15 protein-coding genes are annotated in these 14,574 nt (G+C 66.0%); 12 read left to right on the top strand and 3 right to left on the bottom strand.

Annotated features, from left to right (window positions below; all coding sequences use genetic code 11):
• Positions 1 to 84: 84 nt before the first annotated feature.
• The 7 genes from ACLH0K_RS06755 (at position 85) to ACLH0K_RS06785 (ending at position 8,313) form a co-directional block, all read left to right on the top strand.
• On the top strand, positions 85 to 1,068 hold the full coding sequence (locus tag ACLH0K_RS06755) for a bifunctional riboflavin kinase/FAD synthetase (protein WP_411376037.1): 984 nt from the start codon (positions 85 to 87) through the stop codon (positions 1,066 to 1,068).
• Positions 1,069 to 1,147: 79 nt separating this feature from the next.
• On the top strand, positions 1,148 to 2,002 hold the full coding sequence (gene kynA, locus ACLH0K_RS06760; protein WP_411376038.1) for a tryptophan 2,3-dioxygenase: 855 nt from the start codon (positions 1,148 to 1,150) through the stop codon (positions 2,000 to 2,002).
• Positions 1,999 to 3,267 carry a kynureninase gene (locus ACLH0K_RS06765; protein ID WP_411376039.1) on the top strand — a complete coding sequence of 423 codons (1,269 nt, stop codon included), beginning with the start codon at positions 1,999 to 2,001 and terminating at the stop codon, positions 3,265 to 3,267. The genes kynA and ACLH0K_RS06765 overlap by 4 nt, the downstream gene beginning before the upstream one ends.
• A gap of 195 nt (positions 3,268 to 3,462) precedes the next feature.
• Positions 3,463 to 3,732 carry a 30S ribosomal protein S15 gene (gene rpsO, locus ACLH0K_RS06770; protein WP_009372966.1) on the top strand — a complete coding sequence of 90 codons (270 nt, stop codon included), beginning with the start codon at positions 3,463 to 3,465 and terminating at the stop codon, positions 3,730 to 3,732.
• Positions 3,733 to 3,970: 238 nt separating this feature from the next.
• Positions 3,971 to 6,232 carry a polyribonucleotide nucleotidyltransferase gene (locus ACLH0K_RS06775; RefSeq protein ID WP_411376426.1) on the top strand — a complete coding sequence of 754 codons (2,262 nt, stop codon included), beginning with the start codon at positions 3,971 to 3,973 and terminating at the stop codon, positions 6,230 to 6,232.
• Positions 6,233 to 6,342: 110 nt separating this feature from the next.
• Positions 6,343 to 7,686, top strand: coding sequence for a M16 family metallopeptidase (locus ACLH0K_RS06780; RefSeq protein WP_411376040.1), 1,344 nt, complete (start codon positions 6,343 to 6,345; stop codon positions 7,684 to 7,686).
• 69 nt (positions 7,687 to 7,755) lie between these two features.
• Positions 7,756 to 8,313, top strand: a complete 558-nt coding sequence (locus ACLH0K_RS06785; RefSeq protein WP_411376041.1) for a DUF1579 family protein — start codon at positions 7,756 to 7,758, stop codon at positions 8,311 to 8,313.
• A gap of 27 nt (positions 8,314 to 8,340) precedes the next feature.
• Here the strand turns inward: ACLH0K_RS06785 and ACLH0K_RS06790 are convergent, their stop codons facing one another.
• The 3 genes from ACLH0K_RS06790 to moaA form a co-directional block, all read right to left on the bottom strand.
• Positions 8,341 to 10,035 (bottom strand): DUF222 domain-containing protein, encoded by a 1,695-nt coding sequence (locus tag ACLH0K_RS06790; protein WP_411376042.1) that lies wholly within the window; start codon positions 10,033 to 10,035, stop codon positions 8,341 to 8,343.
• A 77-nt stretch (positions 10,036 to 10,112) separates the two neighbouring features.
• Positions 10,113 to 10,379 carry a MoaD/ThiS family protein gene (locus ACLH0K_RS06795; protein WP_411376043.1) on the bottom strand — a complete coding sequence of 89 codons (267 nt, stop codon included), beginning with the start codon at positions 10,377 to 10,379 and terminating at the stop codon, positions 10,113 to 10,115.
• 5 nt (positions 10,380 to 10,384) lie between these two features.
• Positions 10,385 to 11,515: a GTP 3',8-cyclase MoaA gene (gene moaA, locus ACLH0K_RS06800; RefSeq protein WP_411376044.1), complete on the bottom strand. Its 1,131-nt coding sequence runs from the start codon at positions 11,513 to 11,515 to the stop codon at positions 10,385 to 10,387.
• Between the two features lie 94 nt (positions 11,516 to 11,609).
• Between moaA and ACLH0K_RS06805 the strand changes: the two genes are divergently transcribed.
• The 5 genes from ACLH0K_RS06805 to ACLH0K_RS06825 are packed head-to-tail and all read left to right on the top strand — an operon-like array spanning position 11,610 to position 14,555.
• Positions 11,610 to 11,807, top strand: coding sequence for a hypothetical protein (locus tag ACLH0K_RS06805; RefSeq protein WP_411376543.1), 198 nt, complete (start codon positions 11,610 to 11,612; stop codon positions 11,805 to 11,807).
• Positions 11,808 to 11,838: 31 nt separating this feature from the next.
• A complete protein-coding gene (gene glp, locus ACLH0K_RS06810; RefSeq protein ID WP_411376045.1) occupies positions 11,839 to 13,080 on the top strand; it encodes a gephyrin-like molybdotransferase Glp in 1,242 nt (413 codons plus the stop codon).
• Entirely contained in the window at positions 13,068 to 13,559 is a 492-nt protein-coding gene (moaC, locus tag ACLH0K_RS06815) for a cyclic pyranopterin monophosphate synthase MoaC (RefSeq protein WP_411376046.1), read from the top strand. The genes glp and moaC overlap by 13 nt, the downstream gene beginning before the upstream one ends.
• Positions 13,556 to 14,086 (top strand): molybdenum cofactor biosynthesis protein B, encoded by a 531-nt coding sequence (locus tag ACLH0K_RS06820; RefSeq protein ID WP_411376047.1) that lies wholly within the window; start codon positions 13,556 to 13,558, stop codon positions 14,084 to 14,086. Before moaC ends, ACLH0K_RS06820 begins: the two co-directional genes overlap by 4 nt.
• Positions 14,076 to 14,555 carry a molybdenum cofactor biosynthesis protein MoaE gene (locus tag ACLH0K_RS06825; protein ID WP_411376048.1) on the top strand — a complete coding sequence of 160 codons (480 nt, stop codon included), beginning with the start codon at positions 14,076 to 14,078 and terminating at the stop codon, positions 14,553 to 14,555. Before ACLH0K_RS06820 ends, ACLH0K_RS06825 begins: the two co-directional genes overlap by 11 nt.
• Positions 14,556 to 14,574: the final 19 nt, after the last annotated feature.

Below are 14,574 nucleotides of genomic sequence, written 5' to 3' on the forward strand. Positions count from 1 at the left end.
CCGTGAATACGGGTAACCTTGAAGAGTTCCGCGGCCGGTCCGGTCGCGGAGCGTTGATGCTGCAGGCGTTTTAAGGCGAGGGTGATGGTCTACATCTGGAACGATCCGTCCGAGGTCCCGGCGGACTTCGGGCCCTCTGTTGTCACCTTCGGGAACTTTGACGGGGTTCACCGCGGGCACCAGCAGGTGCTGTCCCAGCTGATCCGTTCGGCCCGCCTAACCCGGTCAAAGGCAGTGGCGGTAACCTTCGACCCGCACCCGGCGTTCATCCACCGCCCGGAGTCCGCGCCGGAAATGATCATGGGTTTGGACGACAAGCTTGAGGCGCTCGGCGAACTCGGCCTCGATGCCGTCCTGGTGGTCAAGTATTCCCTCGACCTGGCCAGCCTCACCGCGGAGGAATTCGTGGAGCAGTACCTGGTGGACTGCCTGCACGCCAGCCACGTCGTCATCGGCCACGACGCCCGGTTCGGCCGCGGCAACTCGGGGGACCTGGACACCATGAAGGCCCTGGGCGAGAAGTTCGGGTTCGAAGTCCAGGTCATCAGCGAGTTCGGTTCCGAAGGCTACCCGCTGCATGACGACGGCGGCAAGGACCGCCGCTGCTCGTCCACCTGGGTGCGTGAAGCCCTCCAGGAAGGCGACGTCGCCACCGCCGCTGCGGTGCTGGGCCGGTGGCACCGGATGCGCGGCGAGGTGGTCCACGGCGCTGCCCGCGGACGTGCCCTTGGCTTTCCCACCGCCAACCTGTCCTCGAATGCGAGCGGACTGATCCCGGCGGACGGGATCTACGCGGGATGGCTCGTTGACCAGGCCGGCAAGCGCTGGCCTGCCGCCATCTCGGTCGGCTCCAACCCCACGTTCGACGGCGTCAGCCGGCAGGTTGAGGCCCACGTCATCGACCGGCCCAAGGAAGCCGTGGAGGACTTCGATCTGTACGGCCAGACTGTCATCATTGAATTCGTGGCCCGCCTGCGGGGAATGGTGGCTTATCGTGGGCCTGAAGCGCTGGTGGACCAGATGAAACTGGACGTCGTCCAGGCACACGACCTCCTGACCAGGCGCTGACCGCCGGGCAGCAGCCGTTCCTGTCCCACCAGCCCCCGGCGGCAGTGGCTGCCGGGGCGTCCGCAAGGAAAGGCAGTACGTGTCGGTCGAGAAGAACACCCGCAAGCTGGACAAAGGCATCGTCCGGGATTTCAGCTCCCGCATGAGCTACGCCTCCTACCTGCAGCTGCCCGCCCTCCTGAGTGCGCAACAGCCGGTGAGCCAGCCGGAGCACCATGACGAGTTGCTGTTCATCATCCAGCACCAGACCACGGAACTCTGGCTGAAGCTGGTGCTGCACGAGCTCCGCAGCGCCGCCGCATGGCTCAGGGCTGACGATCTCGGTTCCGCCCTCAAGGGCATCGCGCGGGTGAAGCACATCCAGAAAACCCTGACGGAGCAGTGGTCTGTCCTGGCCACCCTGACGCCCACCGAGTACTCCCAGTTCCGCGGTTTCCTGGGTAACGCCTCCGGTTTCCAGTCAGCCCAGTACCGGGCCGTCGAGTTTGTGCTGGGCAACAAGAACCGCAAGATGCTTCCGGTCTTCGAATCAGACCCGGAAGCATACGCCATGCTGGAAGAACTGCTCCAAGCCCCCAGCATCTACGACGAGTTCCTTGCCTACCTTTCACGGCACGGCTTCAACGTGCCCGCCGCAGTGCTCAGCCGGGACGTCACCCGGGCCCACGAGTTCACTCCGGAACTGGTGCCGCTCTTCAAGCACATCTACGAGCACGCGGCGGACAACTGGAGCGCCTACGAGGCCTGCGAGGAACTGGTGGACCTGGAGGACAACTTCCAGCTCTGGCGCTTCCGCCACCTGCGGACCGTGCAGCGGACCATCGGCATGAAGACCGGAACCGGCGGGTCCACCGGCGCGGCCTTCCTGCAGAAGGCCCTCGAACTGACCTTCTTCCCCGAACTATTCGCCGTCAGGACGGAGATCGGACAATGAGCACCCACAAGGAAGAAACTGCACAGTCCGCTGCAGCAACGGATGAAGCACTTCGGCGGCGGGCCGAAGAGCTTGACCGCCAGGATCCGCTGGCACGCTACCGGGCCCACTTCATCGGCACGGACACCCCGCTGTCCTACCTGGACGGCAACTCGCTGGGCCGGCCCTTGAAGCGGACAGCGGAGGACATTGCGTCCTTCGTCCGGGAGGAGTGGGGCGGGCGGCTGATCCGCGGCTGGGACGAGCAGTGGCTGAAGCTGCCGCACGCCATCGGCGACCAGCTGGGACGGGCAGTCCTGGGCGCGGCACCGGGGCAGACGATCATCGCCGACTCCACCACCGTGGTCCTCTACAAGCTGATCCGTGCCGCCCTGGCCGCGGTGGCGGACCCGGAGCGCAATGAACTGGTGCTGGACACCGAAAACTTCCCTACGGACCGGTACCTCGTGGAGGGCATCGCCCTCGAGGAGGGCCTGACCCTGCGCTGGATCGAAACCGACCCCGCCGCCGGGGTGACCGTTGACCAGGTGCGTGAGGCAGTGGGGCCGCGTACCGCCGTCGTACTTCTCAGCCAGATCGCCTACCGCTCCGGTCACCTGGCCGACCTGCCAGCTATCACCAGGGCAGTGCACGATGCCGGCGCGCTGGTGGTGTGGGACCTGTGCCATTCCGCGGGGTCGGTGGAGCTCGACCTGGATGGTTCCGGGGTGGACTTCGCGGCCGGATGCACCTACAAGTACCTCAACGGGGGCCCCGGCTCGCCGGCGTTCGCCTACGTCAACCAGCGGCACCTGCCCGCGCTCAACCAGCCGATCTGGGGCTGGATGGGCCGGAAGGACGCCTTTGAGATGGCGGCAGGGTACGAACCTGCTCCCGGCATCCGCGGTTTCCTCAGCGGAACGCCCGCCATCCTTGGCATGGTGGCCATGCAGGGAATGCTGGACCTCATTGAGGAGGCCACCATGGCGGCCGTCAGGGCCAAGGCGGAAAAGCTGACAGCGTTCGCAGTGGACATCTTTGACGCCTGGCTGGCGCCCTTGGGAGCGGAACTGGCGTCACCCCGGGAGCCGGGGGAGCGGGGCAGCCACGTCACCGTGGACCACCCGGACTTCACCAAGGCCACGGTGGAAGCGCTCTGGGACGGTGACGTGATCCCCGACTTCCGGTCGCCCCGCGGCATCCGGGTGGGGCTGTCGCCGCTGAGCACCAGCTTCCAGGAAGTCTTCCAGGGAATGGCGGCCATCAGGGACGGGCTGCAGGACTGAAGCCCGGACGTCTTCCACGCGTGTTTCGACAGGTTACGGCCGTGCCGGTAAACTTGACGATGGATCCGGCTGCAGTCCGTGGCGGCTGGCTCCTGTTGCCTGGCACTTTCCCCTTGATTGCGGGTTTGTTCCCGGCGGCAGACCCGGCAGTGAGTTTCTGACCGGGCCCTCACGGCACATTCCCAAGGAGTTATTGTGGCACTTGACGCCGCTGTAAAGCAGTCCATCATCAAGGAATACGCAACCGCAGAAGGCGACACCGGTTCGCCCGAGGTGCAGGTTGCCGTCCTGACCCAGCGGATCAAGGATCTGACTGAGCACATGAAGGAGCACAAGCACGACTTCCACACCCAGCGCGGTCTGCTGGCCATGGTTGGTCGCCGCAAGCGCATGCTGAGCTACCTCAAGAAGACTGACATCGCCCGCTACCGTTCGCTCATCGAGCGCCTCGGCCTGCGCCGCTAGTCGGACTTTGGGCGGCCCTTTCCAGCATGGAACGGGCCGCCTTCTTTCAACACAAAACTAAACAGGAGGATCAACCGCATCACGCATTCGCGGTCCTCGGTAGTGATCCCCGGGAAGCTTTCCTCAGGAAAGCCCCGCCCGTGGGTCTCGATCGATGACCGGGTGCAGGGCCAGTAGACAGATGCTGGCCAGGTTGATGCGGCTGGACTTCCGTGAAACAGAAACGGAGGTGACTCTCTTGGAGGGTCCCGAAATCCAGTTCTCGGAAGCAGTCATTGACAATGGCCGCTTCGGCAAGCGCGTTATCCGCTTCGAAACCGGCCGCCTCGCCAAGCAGGCAGCCGGCGCAGCGATGGTTTACATCGACGAGGACACCGCGCTGCTGTCCGCCACCACCGCCGGCAAGCACCCCCGGGAAGGCTTTGACTTCTTCCCGCTGACGGTCGACGTCGAAGAGCGCATGTACGCTGCCGGCCGCATCCCGGGCTCGTTCTTCCGCCGTGAAGGACGCCCGTCCACCGAGGCCATCCTGGCCTGCCGCCTGATGGACCGCCCGCTGCGCCCCGCCTTCATCAAGGGCCTGCGCAACGAGGTCCAGATCGTGGTGACCGTCCTGGCTATCAACCCGGACGAGCTCTACGACGTCGTGTCCATCAACGCCTCTTCCATGTCCACCCAGCTGTCCGGCCTGCCGTTCTCCGGGCCCATCGGCGGCGTCCGCGTTGCCCTGGTCGCAGACGAAAACGGCTCCCAGTGGGTAGCCTTCCCCAAGCACTCCCAGCTGGAAAACTCCGTCTTCAACATGGTGGTTTCCGGCCGCATCGCCGGTGACGACGTCGCCATCATGATGGTGGAAGCCGAAGCCACGGACAACTCCTGGACCCTCATCAAGGAACAGGGCGCCACCGCCCCCACCGAAGAGGTTGTTGCCGAGGGCCTCGAGGCTGCCAAGCCGTTCATCCGGGCGCTCTGCGAAGCCCAGGCAGACCTGGCTTCCCGCGCCGCGAAGCCCACAGTCGAGTTCCCGGTCTTCCTTGACTACGAGGACGACGCCTACGCTGCCGTGGAGTCCGCAGCCACGGAGAAGCTGACCGCTGTCTTCCAGATTGCCGACAAGCAGGAACGCGAGAACGCTGCGGACGCACTGAAGGACGAAGTCCTCGCCAGCCTGGCCGGCCAGTTCGAAGGCCGTGAGAAGGAACTGTCGGCAGCCTTCCGCTCGCTCACCAAGCACGTTGTGCGCCAGCGCATCCTCAAGGACCAGATCCGCATCGACGGCCGCGGCCTGACGGACATCCGCCAGCTCACCGCCGAGGTGGAAGTCCTGCCCCGCGTCCACGGTTCCGCCATCTTCGAGCGCGGCGAGACCCAGATCATGGGTGTCACCACTCTGAACATGCTCAAGATGGAGCAGCAGATCGACTCGCTGTCGCCGGTCAAGACCAAGCGCTACATGCACAACTACAACTTCCCGCCGTACTCCACCGGTGAGACCGGCCGCGTGGGTTCGCCCAAGCGCCGCGAAATCGGCCACGGCGCGCTGGCCGAGCGCGCGCTCGTTCCGGTGCTGCCGTCCCGTGAGGAGTTCCCGTACGCCATCCGCCAGGTATCCGAGGCCCTCGGTTCCAACGGCTCGACGTCGATGGGTTCCGTCTGTGCTTCCACCTTGTCCATGCTGAACGCCGGTGTGCCCCTCAAGGCCGCCGTCGCCGGCATCGCCATGGGCCTGGTGTCCGACCAGGTTGACGGCCAGACCCGCTACGCGGCACTGACCGACATCCTCGGCGCCGAAGATGCCTTCGGCGACATGGACTTCAAGGTTGCCGGTACATCCGAGTTCGTCACCGCCATCCAGCTGGACACCAAGCTGGACGGCATCCCCGCCTCGGTCCTGGCAGCAGCCCTGAAGCAGGCCCGCGAAGCCCGCCTGCACATCCTGGACGTCATCAACTCGGCCATCGACACCCCGGACGAGCTTTCCGAGTTCGCACCGCGCGTCATCGCCGTGAAGATCCCCGTGGACAAGATCGGTGAGGTCATCGGCCCCAAGGGCAAGATGATCAACCAGATCCAGGAAGACACCGGCGCCGACATCTCCATCGAGGACGACGGCACGGTCTACATCGGCGCCACCGACGGTCCGTCTGCCGAGGCAGCACGGTCCGCCATCAACGCCATCGCGAACCCGCAGGTCCCGGAAATCGGCGAGCGTTACCTGGGTACGGTCGTCAAGACCACCACCTTCGGTGCCTTCGTGTCGCTGACCCCGGGCAAGGACGGCCTCCTGCACATCTCCGAGCTCCGCAAGCTGGCCAACGGCAAGCGAGTGGACAACGTCGAGGACGTTGTCTCGGTGGGCCAGAAGGTCCAGGTGGAGATCACCAAGATCGATGACCGTGGAAAGCTCTCGCTCGCCCCGGTTGTCGCCGAGGAAGAGGGCGCCGAGGTTGAGACCGAGCGTGCCCACACCACGGAACCTGCTGAAGGCGCTGACGTCTAAGACGTCCGGTTTCCGGCACAAGCACTAATCGGCGGGGCCGGTGGATGATCCACCGGCCCCGCCGCTGTTACGATGGCAGCCAGATCCGGCTGCCCCTGTGAAAGGCCTCAATGACTGTTGTACCCCTGCCGCTTGAGCAGAACCACCGCGGCGACACCCTGGTCCACGGATCCGACGGCGGCTCCGAAGTCCGGCGTTCGGTGCTGCCCGGGGGAGTGCGGGTGCTGACGGAGGCGATGCCCGGACAGAGGTCGGCGACCATCGGATTCTGGGTTGGCGTAGGGTCCCGGGACGAAGCCCCGGGCCAGCACGGCTCCACGCACTTCCTTGAGCATCTCCTCTTCAAGGGGACCAAGCGCCGCACCGCGCTGGAAATTGCTTCCGCTTTCGATGAGGTGGGCGGCGAATCCAACGCAGCCACCGCCAAAGAGAGCACCTGCTACTTCGCCCGCGTACTCGACAGCGACCTGCCGATGGCCATCGACGTGATCGCAGACATGATCACCGGGGCCGTGCTTGATCCCGCTGAGATGGAGCAGGAACGCGACGTCATCCTCGAGGAAATCGCCATGGACAGCGATGACCCCACAGACGTCGCCCATGAGAATTTTGTGTCCGCTGTCCTCGGCAGCCATCCCCTGGGCCGGCCTATCGGCGGCACCCCGGCGGCGATCAAGGCCGTGGCCCGTGACTCCGTCTGGGAACACTACCGCCGCTACTACCGGCCGGATGAACTGGTGATCACCGCAGCAGGCGGCCTCGAACACGACTTCGTCTGCGGCCTCGTCATTGATGCCCTCGAGTCAGCCGGCTGGTCCCTGGAGGCAAACGCGTCCCCGGTCAAGCGCCGTTCAACGGAACGTGCCCTGATCACCGGGACTGCAGGCCTCCATGTAGTCAAGCGCGCTGTGGAACAGGCCAACATCATCATGGGGTGCCCCACCATCGTTGCCACGGACGAGCGCCGGTACGTGATGAGCGTCCTGAACGCTGTCCTGGGCGGTGGCATGTCTTCCAGGCTTTTCCAGGAGATCCGTGAGAAGCGGGGCCTGGTGTATTCCACCTACTCGTTCGCGTCCTCCTACGCCGACGCCGGGTACTTCGGCATGTACGCCGGGTGCACGCCCTCCAAGGTCCGGCAGGTGCTCGACCTGCTGGGTGTGGAGCTGGACAAGCTGGCTGAGCACGGTATCTCCGACGACGAACTCCGCAAGGCGGTGGGCCAGCTTTGCGGCGGAATCGTCCTCGCCCTCGAAGACACCGGTTCTCGGATGTCCCGCCTCGGCCGTGCCGAACTCGTCTCCGGCGAGTACCAGGACATCGACGAGACCCTGCGGCTCATCAAGGCCGTGACCGCCGAACAGGTCCAGGATCTGGCAGCCGATCTGGCCGCGGCCCCCCGGACTGTCACCGTGGTGGGCCCCTTTGAGGAGACGGAAACCTTCGGGCTCTGACCCCGGTCCAACGCACGCTTTCGGCCTAAGATGTAGCCATTCGACGTCGGAAGGATAGGGGTGATTGGCGTGGGTGCCTTTCGTGCCGGGGATCCTTCCGCGGGCCACGCCGGGGCTGAACACCCTGCCCTGGCAGTCCTGCTTGGTCATTGGCGGGGGAGTACCCGGCTGGCCCCAGGTCCCTGGGGACCTGAACGGACAGTCGAAGCTGAGGTGACCTACCGCCGGGCTGCAGGCGGCTTTGCAGTGGTACAGAGCTACCGTCACCTCGAACCGGACGGATCGCACTTCGAAGGCCACGGTATCTTTACGATCGACCCCGATCATAAAGACGTTCTCTGGTACTACGTGGACAGTTCCGGCCCGGCACCGGGACTGCCTGCGCGCTGCACATGGCACGACGGCATCCTTCGAGTGGAACGCCGGGGAAGCGCAGGCTGGACAAGGCATTCTGTACGTGTTGACGGCGAAGTCCTCTCCCACGTCACCGAGTTGCGCAGGCAGGGCCAGGCCGGGGCGCCGGAAGAGGCAGGCGGAGGCAGTTCTGGCGACGTGCACGGGGCAGCTGCCAACGGCACGGGCTCTGCCTTCATCCCCTTCATGACCTCCACGTTCAGGCGCAGCTGAGGCAGATGCCCTGCGCTTTCCCGCTGGCTACGACAGCATCAGTTCCCAGTCGGGCTGTGGATCGGGCGGCAAAATAAAAGGCTTTGCGTAGAAGGCGTCCCATACAGGGTCTTCAGGCGCGAAATCGTCGGAGTCCACGACGTATTCGCCTGAAGGTTCATCACCAGGGGGTTCCGAGTGCGGCGGTGCCGTATCCAGCCAGGCAGGGTATGCGGAGGAAGCTGCATTTGGCAGCATTGACCACACACCTACCTCCAAATGCTGTCCTTCCGAATCGCGTTGCTCTACACCAATCTGGTTCGGCCATTGTGATGCTTCCCGGTCGGTTTGTTCTGCTTGGTAGTGGCGGCCGGTGGGTGAGGTCCAGCCGGGTGGTTCATCTTTGGTTGCGGCGGTGGGTTCCCAGCTGCTGTTGTGTTTGAGGCGGTGGTGTTTGGGGCAGAGTTGTGCCAGGTTGCTGATGCCGGTGGTTCCGCCGTGCTGCCAGGCTGTGAGGTGGTCGGTTTCGTTGTCGAGGGAGTTGTTGTTGCAGCCGGGGAAGGTGCATTTGCCGTCACGCAGCTGCAGGGCTTTTTTCATGGCTTTGGTGAGCCGGTAGCTGGTACGCCCGATTTCCAGTGGCGCCCCGTCTCTGGGGTTGATGAGGACCCGGTGGAAGGATTCGGCGCCGTCGGCGAGGAGTTTCCGGGCCATCGAGGCAGGGATGGGGCCGTACCCGTCGAGGAATGCTGGTTCGTCGGTAAGGCCGAGGAGCGCGAACACGGGTACGGTGACGAGGACTTCGGTCCGTGGCGTCGGAACTTTCCCGGGTTCGGTGGTGAAGGCGGCAGCGGTGGCGGTGTTTGTTTCAGTCCCGGCGTCTTCCTCCGGGGTGGAGGTTTTGTGGGTGAGGAGTTGGGTGGCGAGGACGTCGGCTTTGCGCTGGGGAAGGGTGCGGTGCTCGTCCGGTCCTTGGAGGCCGCGGGCAATGGCGGTGGTCCTGTTCCAGATGGCTTGGGCGGTGTCGGCCGGGAGGTAGGCGGAGATCCAGGCCATCCCGTCGCGGTCCGGGGTGTATTCGACCCGCCGGTCAGCGGCGCTTTTGCGGTGGCGTTTTTCGATGGAGTCGGGGTGGTGGCGTTCGCGCCAGCCCCGTACCTTCGCCCGCAGCCGTGCCGGTACCAGCTGGCCGGCGGGGCAACCGCGGGCCGGGTTCGGGGCGTTGGGGTCAAGGAAGTGCTCCACCAGCGCGGCCGCAGAGGGGTGGTCAAGGTTCTCGGTTTCGTCGGCGAAGATTTTCGCCTGTTGCCAGGTAAGCGTCCCCGCGGACAGGGCGTCCAGGACCGGCGGCAACGCACAGACCTGCCGGGACTGGGCCACGAACGCGGATGCGGCGCCGGAACTGATGGTCAGGATCCCGGCGATCTCCTCCACAGTGGAGATCTCCGTGTAGGTCCGGTCATGCAGGGGCGCGTCTGGCGGTGTCATGGCCTGCTGCAGGTCCATGGCTTCGACGACGGACCTTGCCTTGCGCGCCGCGGCCTGGGACTCCAGCTTCTTCTCCAAAGCCAGCCGTTCCAGGCGAATTTCGTACGCCCGCCGGAGCACATCCACACCGTTTCCGGCCGAACCCGAGGATCCGGCATCGGCAAGGGCGGCGTCCTCAGCATCAAGCGCGGCCAGAGCAACAACGGTGGCATAGATAGCCTCCATCGCTGCTGCCGCCCCAACGCCGTTTCCCATACCAACATCATCGGCGGAGGCACCGACATTTTGGCGCGGACGGCAACGGGAGCCGGAAGCAGCAAAGCCAGGAAGCTTTACCCGCCAGCGAAAGGCGGCAGCACATCCACAACGTCGTCCGGGCCGAGCACTGTTGACTGGTCCCGGACAGCCACCTCGTTCAGCAGGAAGCTGCTCCGCGACAGGACGCGGGGAAGCGCAGGAGTTCCGGCAGGAGGCTCCGGCCGCTCCACGGCGAGCACTGCCTCAAGGAGCCCGGCGACGGTGGTGCCCTCCGGCAGGTCGAACTTCTCTTCTTCAAGGCCGGCAGCAGCGCGCGCGGCAGCGAAGTAACGTACATGCATTAGTGTCAGCCCCCGATGGCGCTCATACTGCGGTCCGGCTGGACGAAGTCCGGAGCGTCAAGTCCCACGTGGTCCATGCCGTGGGCTTTTGGCTTGAGCCACATGGCATCCTGCCAACGGCGTGCCAGGTCCTCGTCAGAGCCGCCCGAGCGCAGGAGTCCCAGGAGGTCGTATTCCTCGTGTGAGAACAGGCAGCTCATGATCTTGCCCTCAGCCGTGATCCGGGTGCGGCGGCAATCGGAGCAGAAGGGCTCGGTCACTGAGGCAATGATTCCCACGGTGCCCAGCACCGGTCCGTGCGCGGATGCGTCATGCGCACCGGCCCCGGCCACCCGCCGTCGTACCTCAAAGCGCTCCGCCGGGGCGCCGTCACGGGCCCGCGGATCCGGGGAAAGGACAAAATCGGTTGACAGCAGCCCGCGGATCTCCGCTGCCGTGATCATGTTGCGCCGCGTCCAGCCATGGTCGGCGTCGAGGGGCATCTGCTCGATGAACCGCAGTTCGTAGCCACGGCCCAGCGCCCAGGCGAGCAGCGACGGCGCCTCGGCATCATTGATGCCGCGCATCAGCACCGCGTTGAGCTTGACCGGGCCCAGCCCGGCAGCCCACGCCGCATCCACGCCGGCCAGGACCTGGTTGAGGAACGGCCGGCGGGTCAGTTGGGTGAACGTCTCTTCATGCAGGGAGTCCAGTGACACGTTGATCCGGGTCAGCCCTGCGGTCTTCAGCGCTGCAGCCTTCTTTGCCAGGCCCACCGCGTTGGTGGTCATGGAAATTGGCAGGTCCGGGTGGTTGTGCCGGAGTTCGGCAATGATTTCCACGAGGTCGTGCCGGACCAGCGGCTCGCCGCCCGTGAGCCGCAGTTCACGGACGCCCAGGCGTTCCACACCGACCCGCACGATCCGGACAATTTCCTCCGCCGTCATGACGGCGGACTTCGACAGCCATTCCAGGCCCTCTGCCGGCATGCAGTAAGTGCAGCGCAGGTTGCACTTGTCCGTCAGGGAAAGCCGCATGTCCGTGGCGCGGCGCCCGTAACGGTCCACAAGCCCGGCACCCGCAGCAGCAGGGCGGACGGCGGGTACGTTATTGCCGGCAACCTCCCGTGGCTGCGGCATGCCTAGCTGGACGCTCATGAATTCAGGCTACGCCACGATGCGCTGCACATCACACTCGTGACCATCCGGCGGACATCCACGCGCACCGGCTCCGCCAGGGACGCCTGAAACTATGCCCGCGCATGCCGGGCCCCTGCCGGGGGCCGACATGGTGCTCTCCCGCAGTGCTGCCGGATGGACCGCGGGAACGCCGCTGGACGTGCTCACGGACAGCAGGGACGCCCTCCTGGCCGTGGTGGAGCTGCGGGTTGACCGCGGCCCGCGGCACCCGACGGGGCCACCGGGTTCCACACGGTTAGAGTGGACGTGAAATCCTGACGGCCGCAACCGAAGGCACAGCCATGACCAGCACGCACCCGCACGCCCACCACGACAGCCGTGCACGGTCCATTGCCCACCACCTCGCCGCCGTCACCGAACTCCTCCGACCGGTTGCCGCCCTCGCCCGCACGGAAAGCGTGCCCCTCTCCAAGGCGCTCGGCCGCGGCCTGGTGCATGACGTCATGGCGCCCCTCAGCCTGCCGCCCTTCGCCAATTCCCAGATGGACGGCTACGCCATCCGCTGCTCGGACGTGCCCGACGGCGGCGCGGCCCTAAGCATCGCGGCTCCCGTCCCGGCGGGGACCAGTGCGCCCCCGCTGGGAGAGGGAATGGCTGCCCCCATCATGACCGGTGCGATGATGCCGGCCGGTGCTGACGCCGTCGTACCCATTGAACGCGCCATCCCTGACCACTTTCCCGCTGCAGGGGAGGGCGGAACCGTGACACTGCCCGCCACGGCGCCCGGCACCTTTGTCCGCGCGGCTGGAAGCGACATCGCGGAAGGGGAAGCGGCCCTTGCCGCGGGCACATTCCTCGGGCCCGCGCAGCTTGGGCTGCTCGCAGCCCTCGGCATCCCCGAGGTCACCGTCAACGTCCCAGTGACGGTGCTGCTGGTGGCCACGGGGGACGAGGTGGTGGAGCCGGGAAGGGCGCTCCCGGCCGGCAAGATCTATGACTCCAACGGAACCCTCCTGGAAGCCGCCATGACCCAGGCCGGGCTGCAGGTCCGCCGGGCCGGGATCATCACTGACAACCCGGACGAACTGCGGAAACTGTTGCGGAACCAGGGTGCCAATGCGGACCTGATCGTCACCACCGGAGGTGTCAGCAAGGGCGCCTACGAAGTAGTACGGCAGGCGATGACTGACCAGCCCGTCGACTTTATGCACGTGGAAATGCAGCCCGGCGGCCCCCAAGGAATCGGCACGTTCGAAGGGACCCCCTTCCTTGGATTTCCGGGAAATCCCGTCAGCTGCCTGGTCTCGTTCGAAATGTTCCTCCGGCCCGCACTCTCGGCGCTGCTCGGTGCTCCGGCACCGCGCATGCCCCTCCGCGCCCGCCTGCACCAGCCGCTCACATCACCTGCACACAAGCACCAGGTGCGCCGCGGCACCCTCTGCGCAGACGGCACGGTCCGGCTGGAGGGCGGCGAAAGCTCACACCTGATGCATGCCCTCGCCGCCTCGAACGCGCTGGTGCACGTTCCCGTGGGGGTATCGGCGCTCGCGGCCGGTGATGAAGTGGAAGTATGGATGCTGTGAATGCAGAACAAACCCCCGCGCTGACGCACCTGCGCCGAGATGGCAGCGCCCAGATGGTGGACGTCTCCACCAAGGCCGAGACCACCCGCGAGGCCACGGCCACCGCCACCGTCAACACCACCGCCGAGGTCATGGGCCTCCTGGGTACCGGCGGGCTTCCGAAAGGCGATGCGCTCGCCGTAGCCCGGGTTGCCGGCATCATGGCCGCAAAGAAGACCCCTGAACTGGTGCCGCTGTGCCATCCGCTGCCGCTGTCCAAGGTGACGGTGGACTTCGATCTGGGTACCACCGCCGTCGTTATCGTGGCCACCGTCAAGACCCGCGGCGTTACCGGCGTCGAAATGGAAGCGCTCACCGCCGCGTCCGTGGCCGCACTGAGCGTCTACGACATGATCAAGGCCGTGGACAAGCACGCTGTCCTCACCGACATCAAGGTACTGGCCAAGAGCGGCGGCAAGAGCGGGGACTGGGCACTGTGAGCGCCCAGGCAACCCACGGCGCGCCGGAACCGCACAGCCACGGCGGAGTGCAGGGGCGCAAGGCGGGCGTGGTTATCGCCTCCACCAGGGCCGCCGCCGGGATTTACGACGACGAAACCGGCCCCGTAATCACCGACTGGCTGACCGAACACGGCTTTGACGTGTACCCGGCCATGGTGGTCCCGGACGGTGAGCCCGTGGGCGCCGCGGTCCGTGCCCTCCTGACCCAGCGGCCCGCCGTCGTGATTACCAGCGGCGGTACGGGCCTCAGCCCGGACGACCGCACACCGGACGTCACACTGCCTTTGCTGGACCGGGAGATTCCGGGCATCATGGAGGCCATACGTCGCGCCGGTGCGGCCAAGACACCGCTGGCAGCCCTGAGCCGCGGGTATGCAGGTGCTGCCGGCAGCACCTTCATTGTTAATCTCCCCGGATCACCCAAGGGAGTCATGGACGGGCTCACCGTCCTGGACCCCGTGATCGGGCACCTTTGCGACCAGCTGGAAGGCGGACATGGGCACTGAATCAGTATTCGAGGTGGTGACCGCAGTCCTGAGTGCGGAACCCATTTCCGTGGACCAGGCGATAGCCGCCGTGGAAAGCGACACGGCCGGCGCGGTCGTCAGCTTCAGCGGCGTGGTCCGCAACCACGACGGCGGCAAGCCGGTTGACCGCCTCAGCTACACCGCGCACCCCACGGCGCACCAGGTGATGGCCGACGTCGTCGCCCGCCTTGTCGCCGAGCAGAACGCGGGTGCCGGGCAAAACACGGGGGAAGGGAGCACTAAGCCGGTGCGGATCTGGGCCGCCCACCGGATCGGCATGCTGGAAATCGGCGATCCAGCCCTGGTGTGCGCGGTGTCCGCAGCCCACCGCGGCCAGGCCTTCGCCGTCTGCTCGGAGCTGGTGGACCGCATCAAGGAACAGGTGCCCATCTGGAAGGAACAGTTCTTCTCGGACGGAACCGTTGAATGGGTGGGCGCGGGCGCCTGAAGCCCAGATGTCCGCGAGG

It is taken from the genome of Arthrobacter sp. MPF02 (assembly GCF_046605375.1).
Lineage (GTDB): Bacteria > Actinomycetota > Actinomycetes > Actinomycetales > Micrococcaceae > Arthrobacter.